The sequence below is a fragment of the Acidiphilium sp. JA12-A1 genome, from assembly GCF_000724705.2.
GTDB classification, from domain to species: Bacteria; Pseudomonadota; Alphaproteobacteria; order Acetobacterales; family Acetobacteraceae; genus Acidiphilium; species Acidiphilium multivorum.
This window is the reverse complement of the sequence record NZ_JFHO01000187.1, coordinates 1-1,939: the sequence shown is the minus strand read 5'-3', so window position 1 is coordinate 1,939 and position 1,939 is coordinate 1. Positions and strand designations below refer to the sequence as shown.

The following is a 1,939-nucleotide window of genomic DNA, read 5'->3' as shown; positions in this document are numbered from 1 at the left end:
CGGTGGAACACCGATAGCATCGTGTCCGCCATTCGACAGCATGCCAATTAGTGACAAATGTGCCTGAAAGTGAAAATTCGGACGCGTGGGTTTAGTTGGAAGCTCTAGCAACCCACTGCGTGTGCTCGCGCGAGAAAGCCAACTCTGAATCGTTTATAAATTCCGAGAGATCGAACTCTGAAGTGATTTCCCCGATTCGATTTTGTAAGATTCCAATTTCATGTGCAGTTAACGTATAAGATGCTGCCAGCTCATTGAACTTCTTAATTTGAACCCATCCGAGAACCGAAGACGCGATCACGATAAGAGGATCAGTCGGCAATAAGGTCCAAGCCGGTTCAACAATATGCGTCAATACAGAGGTCGCTGAGAACAAGTATACGACCACCCCAATTCCTATCCATGTGCCGGCACTCTTCTTGTTTCTAGATGCCTTTCGCGCATACCACAGACGTTGATCATCTATTCGATCTTTCTTATAGTGTTCAAGGCGTTCATTTAGTGGCAAGGCACGTATCGACACCATTTCATCAGTAATCTGATCGCCCGTTGACGGATTTCCTGTTAGTGCGACCCCGATGAAATTTGAATCTGCCAATATGTTGCTAAGAGCATTCCGAAATAAGCGGTTTTCACCCTCGTCTACATCAAATGGGGCAGCTCGCATGGCATAGCGCCAACTAATCGTTTTGATAGACTCTGCAACAGCTCTGCAGTTATACCACTGCTTTTCCGGTTTATCCAACGAGCGAAACAGCATTACCGCGAGGGAAACAAAGAACACCAGCGCAGCACCAGCGTAGTATACGGGAACGCCGTAGAAATCCATCGTCAATATAGAGGAAAGAAGTAACAGACAATATTCTCCACGGATTAACCACAGGTAACGCCTTTGCGCCCCGTCAGAGCCGCTGCTTGCCGCATCATGTAGAGCAGGGAGTTTCAAGCAATCCACCATCCAGTAAAGTGTTAAGCCCTTAGATTAAGCCCTTAGATTAAGCCCTTGAACCACGTAAAAAATACAATTGCCTGCACCGTTCCCCCCTAGCTTCCGTGGCATGATTTAGCGTTTTCGGCACCATGCCATCTACATTGCGGGAAGTCTGTCTTTCGTCGAATACTGCCGGAGGAAATGGTCGGCGGCAATGTCCGCATCTCTTTGTTTTAAACACAAAGCAGACCAACCACTATCACCACCGCAAGGCCGACTTTTTCAGCACGAGCCACCCTTTTCGGCCATTCGAGAACAATCCCGGCGATTTGGAAAGCGGCAGTTCATGCCGCATCTGTATCTGCTCAACCCGGTAGGGGGGCGATGGGCAGTGATGCTCCGGTGACGGCGTTTTTGATAGCGGTGTAGGCATCAAGGCCGTGCCGCGCGGCGGTCCCGACGACGGATCGGACGTTGGCGAAGAAATCGGCGCCCCAGTTGGATCGGAACCCTCCGGTGACCTTGCGATATGTCGCGGTAGGCCGGAGTTCGCGCTCGGAGCCGTTGTTGTCCGCGGCGATATCCGGGTGGTCGAGGAAGGTGAAGAGATGATCACGAACCTTGCCGTATCGTCGGCGCAATCGTCTGCCGTGGTGGTTGATCGGGGCGAGCGCCATGACGGCGTCGAGATCATGGTCGAGGCGCCGCCGCCAGGCGCGTCTTGTAGCGTCCGCGAGCGTGCGATGGCGCCGCGCCAGCACGACGGCGCGGAGCAGCAGGGCCTTCATTCTGGGTGCGAAGATCGTATCACCCGCCTCGATCGCGAATTTGCAGTCCCGGAGTTGGTGGGCGAGGCAAATCTGCCAGTCATCGGCATGACCGCGCTGGGCGCCATAGAGATCGGAGATCCAGATAGCGGGGCGATGGCCGTCCATTACCTCCGCGACGACGTTGGCGCCCCGGCTTGGCCGGATCACATGGATGACGACTTCGTCGTTCTGAAATACC

At 53.4% G+C, this 1,939-nt stretch carries 2 protein-coding genes; both read right to left on the bottom strand.

Annotation, left to right across the window (positions count from 1 at the left end; all coding sequences use genetic code 11):
• Positions 1-91 precede the first annotated feature (91 nt).
• Positions 92-946: a DUF4231 domain-containing protein gene (locus RT91_RS21010; protein ID WP_160321867.1), complete on the bottom strand. Its 855-nt coding sequence runs from the start codon at positions 944-946 to the stop codon at positions 92-94.
• A 350-nt stretch (positions 947-1,296) separates the two neighbouring features.
• The coding region (locus RT91_RS19110) for a transposase (RefSeq protein WP_035189381.1) at positions 1,297-1,939 on the bottom strand (643 nt) is incomplete at its 5' end.